The following is a 5,604-nucleotide window of genomic DNA, read 5'->3' on the forward strand; positions in this document are numbered from 1 at the left end:
AAATGACCAGAGGTGAAGGCACATTTGACCCAATTTCAGTTTAGTTCAAGATGACACAGAGGTTGAAAAATAAGGACTTACGAAATTCAAAATTAACCACTGGTCATTTGAACTAAACTTTAAAAGAAATTTATTAGATTGGATTTGACTCTTGGCGAAGTGCGAGTCGAGAACAATCTCTCAAAAATGGTCGCAATCCTCGAATCCTATTTCCTTCGGTCATTGCGAGTCAGATCTTGCTTAATACAATAAAAATTATCTAGCGAGGAATAAAATGTCAGTTATTGTTACTGGAAAAAACTTAACAATAGAACAAGTTTACCAAGTCGCTTTTGGTTTGGAAAAGGTTGAGCTTCATCCTGATGCTTTGGAAAGGATCAAGCACTGCCGTTCTTTTATCGAGAAAAAGATCGAAGAAAAAGAAATCATGTATGGAGTGAATACCGGAATTGGTGAATTTTCCGAGATCATTTTGAATGATGAACAGATCAAACAATTCCAGAGATATTTGGTTTATAATCATTCTGCCGGGATTGGTGAACCTTGTCCCGTCGAACATGTCCGTGCTGCCATGTTATCGAGGATCAATGTTCATGCTAATGGTCATTCCGGGATCAGACCGGTCATAACTCAAACTTATGTGGATATGCTGAATAAAGGTGTAACTCCTGTAGTTTGTGAAAAAGGAAGTGTTGGAGCTTGTGGAGACCTTTCTCCCATGAGTCAGATCGCTTTGCTTTTAATGGGAGAAGGAGAAGCATTTTACAAAGGTGAAAGATTATCCGGAAAAGCAGCTTTGGATAAAGCAGGCATCAAGGTTCCCGGACTTCAAGCGAGAGATGGATTAGGCTCGATCAACGGTAGTAATTTGATGACCGGAATGGCTGCTATCCAGATCTATGAAGCGGAAAGATTTATCAAACAGGCTGAAATTGCGGCGGCTATGACCTTGGAAGCTTTGATGGCAAACCTGAAACCTTATGATGAACGCTTACACAAACTAAGAGGATTTCAGGGAGCAGTAACTTCTGCCCGTAATATCAAAAAGATGATAACCGGATCAGACCTGATGAAAGGAATGAAAGTTCGCGTTCAAGATGCTTACAGTATGCGTTCTACTCCGCAGGTTTTAGGTGCCGCCAGAGATCAGTTGCGATGGACAAGAGAACAAATCGAGATCGAACTTAATGGTGTTGGAGATAATCCGATTTTCCTTCCTGACGATGGCATTGTGTTAACCGGAGCTAACTTCCAGGGAAGTCCCGTAAGCGTACCGCTCGATATGTTGGGTGCAGTCATAACAATGGTTTGTGTTATTTCCGAACGCAGACTGAATCGTTTGCTGAATCCTGCCCTCAGTGTCGGCTTACCTGCTTTTCTGACTAAAGGTGCAGGTATGTTTTCCGGTCACATGCTCAGCCAATATACTGCTGATATGATGATCGTTGAGCAGAGAATACTTTCAACTCCGGCTTCTATTCAATCTATTCCTGCTGCTGCTGATCAGGAAGATTTCGTTAGTATGGGAATGAACACGGCTCTAAAAACCAGGAAAATAATCGATAATGCTTATGGTATTTTAGGGATCGAATTTATCGCTGCTGCTCAAGCTCTCGATTTCAGGGATTTCAAACCTGGAAAAGGAACTCAAATCGCTCATCAGGAAATAAGAAAAACAGTTGATCACCTTGATATTGATAGACCGTTATTCGATGATCACAATAACATGATGAAAAAAGTCAAAACCAGGGAAATTCTGCATGCTGTAGAAAGTGCAATTGGGAAATTTGATACTTATTGATAAAAATTATGTTCAAGGTTCAGAGGTTCAGAGGTTCAGAGGTTCAAGGTTCAGGATTGAATGAAGGTTGAGTTTTCTTCAACAATCGATAATTGATGTTCATCATTCTTTAAACAAAAAAAGAAAATCTCCGTTTAACTTGAAATTGCATTCCCAAGCGGTGAGGTTGTGTGAAAACAGTAGTCCGACACTCCGTGGCGGATAATGAACTCAAAATATCGCTTGAGATAAATATTATAAGTAACTTGAGTTCTCAACTTGGCAAGTTGATTTACAGTTTTCACACAGGCTGGGTGATTGGGAATAATATAGGAAATCATGAAAAGTAAATTCATATCTCTATTAGTTTTTATCCTGATACTATCAAGCTGCGCCTATTACAATACTTTTTATAATGCGAAAAAATTCTTCAAAGCCGCTCAAGATCAGCCTTTAAGAGAAAACGGAAAACCAAATTCCACTGCTATCCAGAATTATACAAAAGCAATGAAAAAATGCGGTCTTGTCCTAACTAACTATAAAAACAGCAAATATGCAGATGATGCTCTTTTTATGCTTGCTCAATGTCTATTTTATAAATCCACGAATTACAGCCAATCCATTGAAAAATTCAAAGACTTGATAAAGTTTTATCCGGAAAGCGAATTCGTTCCTGAATCTCATCTTTATATTGCTAAAGCTAACTATCTCTTTAATAATAAGCAGGAAGCTTATAAGATTCTCAAAGATTATTCCTTAAATCCGGATTTTAAAGATAGCCATCCGCAAGCAATTCTCCTTTTAGCAAATTATCATCTAACAGATAAAGATTATCTCGAAGCTGAATATTATTTTCAGAAGATCATAGATGAATACCAGAAATCTGACGAATATGAGTCAGCTTTTCTTGCTTTAGGAAAGAGTTACCATAATTCTAAAAAATATGAAAAATCTAATGAAGTTTTTTTCTCGCTTTTAGAATCGAAATTACCAAGAAGTCTGAAATTTGATGCTCGTTATTATATTGCTTATAATTATCTCCTGCTTGAGCAATATGAAGAAGCTCTCGAATATGCTGCAAATTTAATTAAAAAGGAATATCGAGAAGATAAGATCTCAAAAATTCAGCTGATAAAAGCCCGTTGTCTGGCAAATCTTGATCAAACCGATGATGCCATTACGCTTCTGGATATGATCATGCAGGATAATCCAAAGTCATTGTTAGCTGCTGAAGCTGCTTTTTATACAGCCGAAATATATTTTAAGATAATTCATGATTATACGAAAGCGATCGAGTATTATAACAGAGTTTCCAAAGAAAACAGGGATTCGGAATTCATCGAAACCGCCATTTCCAAAGGTGTTGTTGCCAGTCAGATAATTCAATATTATGAACCGAGCCAGGATATAACTCCCGAAGAGCTGGTCAATCAGCAGTTCAGATTGGCTGAATTTTACCTGGAAACTCTGGAAATGCCTGATTCGGCACTTTTTGTTTATGATAATATTATTTCTTATAAGAATAAACTTCTCGCAGATATCGATTCCTTGAATTTGGAACTGACCGATCTTCAAACCAGCGATGATTCTACTGCTGTTATTCCGGATTCTGTAATAGTTTTGTATAATGATCTGATTGGTCAAAAAAATAACCTTGATTCTGAAATTGATTTTTTAACAAACCAGATCACAAAATCTTCCCAACAAGATTCTCTTTTAAAATCAGATTCTTTGAAAATTGAAAGTCAAAAAATGCCGGAAGAAGATATATTGAATTTAATCGAACAGAAGAATGAAACTTCTGCAGTTTGTGATTCTTTAGCTGAGCGAATCGATAGTCTGCTCATTTCCTATCCTCATCTTCAGGCAGATTCTCTTTATATTTCAGAATCTCAGAAATCGAACCAATATGAACAACTGAATCTCAAGATATCCCAGGCAGAAGAAGTCCTTGAAAAATATGAAAATGAATTTATTCCGTTTGCTCATTTCGTTAAGATCTGGATATATAAACTCGTTTATAATGATAGTTTGAAAGCTGATGAAATTCTAAACTTACTGAAAGAAGATTTCTCCCAAAATAAATACACACATGCTGCTGTTTCCCTCTTGAATGATGAAGAAGTCGAATTTATTACTCCCGAGGAAAAACAGGAAATCCTTGATTATCAAAATGCTCTGGACTTGCTGGCAAATGAACCGGAAGAAACGGTTCGAAAATTGACAATAATTGCTGAAAATCCAGAACATAAATTTTATGAACAGGCAATCTACACCCTTGGTTATGTAAATTATTTTATCTTATCTGACAGTATTTCCGCAAAATCTAATTTTGATAAAATTCTGGAAGAAAATGATGCCAGCCAGTACAGCAATAATATAAAAACCTTTTATGATGGTGGTAATTTTAAGAGATTACAGCATCTTCCTTACCTTGAAGAATTGGCGGAAGCTGAAAAAGCAAAAGAATTAGAGGAAGCAGAAGCAGAAGAAAAACCAGACGAAATTGAAGAAATAACTGAAGAAAGTAAAGAAATTCCGATCATCGATGAAGAAGATGTTAAAGAACCTGAATACGACATTCCTCCGGAGATCATCAAAAAAGAAAATCCGAAATTACCGGAAGGCATGCAAAAAAAAGGGGAACTCATTCTGAAAGTAGAAGTGCTTGATAATGGAAAAACAGGTGATATCAAAGTACAGAAATCATTGATGTCTGGTCCGGGCGGATTAGATGAGATCGCAGTTGAAACAGTTGAACAGAAATGGAAATTTAAACCTGCTGAAAAAAAAGGAAAAACCGTTAAAAGCTGGCTCGAAATACTTATTGAATTCGAAGAAAAATAAATTTACCGCATGAATAAACATGCTTTTTTTCAAAAACAAAACTCTATCCTGAAAATTATCGTTGTTCTTTTTGGTTTATTAATTTCAACCACCGTTCAAATAAAACTATTTCTGCTGATTTTTTTTCTAACTCTCGTTTATCTTATCATTTCTCCAGCTGTTATTTTTGTCTGGCTGAAAACCATTTTAAAATTGCTTCCCTTTTTATTCTCCTTTTTCCTTTTAGGGATCATCTTTAATATTCCTTTCGATGAACAGATTCTGGTTGTTCTTCGCATCCTGTTTATCCTGCTGCTCTCTGTGTTTCTGGCAAGTACGAATTCAATTGAAAGTATATTAGCTTGTTTTCCTATGAGAAAAGCAAACAGTAATTTTTTCTTTTTCCTGGTAGCAACCATATCTTTTGTTCCGATTTTTATTAAGTATTATCAAATCGAAAAAAAAAAGGATAAAAATATTCTCCGGATAATTGAGAATGCTTTTTTTTCCAGTTTTCGGAAAATAAACGAAGTTGAGATCAGCTCGAAAGAAAGAATAAATACTCCCATTCCGAAACAGGATTTTTGGAATATTCCAAATTTCAGTTTACTCCTGCTTATTGCTGGTTATGTCATTTTATTATCGATATAAAATCAGATTTCTACTTCAATCCAACCCTTTCCTGTGAGGTTGTCCATTACACACAAATATGGTGTTTTTAAGAGAAGCCCACAACTTCAGTTGTGGGTAAAAAGAAAACCGATATTATTAACTGTTTCAACGGTTTCAAAACCATTAAAATGGTTAAATGGTCGTGTATTTAAATTTTCCCACGATTAAAATCGTGGGCTTTTAATGTTCTTTATAAGCATATCTTCAAGTTTATGTAAAATGAGGAAGGTGAGACATTTTCTTTCCCTTCTTGTATTATTATAAAAGGAAAAAGGAAATAATTTTTCCCTTTCAAGAAATTGGATCTTTAGCCCTGCATAGATGGA

Annotated in this window: 3 protein-coding genes; all 3 read left to right on the top strand. The window is 35.7% G+C overall.

Features of this window, described 5'->3' with window-relative positions:
* Positions 1-274: 274 nt before the first annotated feature.
* The 3 genes from ENL20_10845 (at position 275) to ENL20_10855 (ending at position 5,257) form a co-directional block, all read left to right on the top strand.
* Positions 275-1,801: an aromatic amino acid lyase gene (locus tag ENL20_10845; GenBank protein HHE39052.1), complete on the top strand. Its 1,527-nt coding sequence runs from the start codon at positions 275-277 to the stop codon at positions 1,799-1,801.
* 318 nt (positions 1,802-2,119) lie between these two features.
* Positions 2,120-4,627 (top strand): TonB family protein, encoded by a 2,508-nt coding sequence (locus ENL20_10850; GenBank protein ID HHE39053.1) that lies wholly within the window; start codon positions 2,120-2,122, stop codon positions 4,625-4,627.
* Between the two features lie 9 nt (positions 4,628-4,636).
* Entirely contained in the window at positions 4,637-5,257 is a 621-nt protein-coding gene (locus tag ENL20_10855) for a hypothetical protein (GenBank protein HHE39054.1), read from the top strand.
* Positions 5,258-5,604 lie beyond the last annotated feature (347 nt).

This window comes from Candidatus Cloacimonadota bacterium (assembly GCA_011372345.1).
Lineage (GTDB): Bacteria > Cloacimonadota > Cloacimonadia > Cloacimonadales > TCS61 > DRTC01.

Bases quoted from the DNA above. Each gene is read 5' to 3' on its own strand.
- ENL20_10845 (HHE39052.1), top strand. From the start codon at position 275: ATGTCAGTTATTGTTACTGGAAAAAACTTAACAATAGAACAAGTTTAC.
- ENL20_10850 (HHE39053.1), top strand. From the start codon at position 2,120: ATGAAAAGTAAATTCATATCTCTATTAGTTTTTATCCTGATACTATCA.
- ENL20_10855 (HHE39054.1), top strand. From the start codon at position 4,637: ATGAATAAACATGCTTTTTTTCAAAAACAAAACTCTATCCTGAAAATT.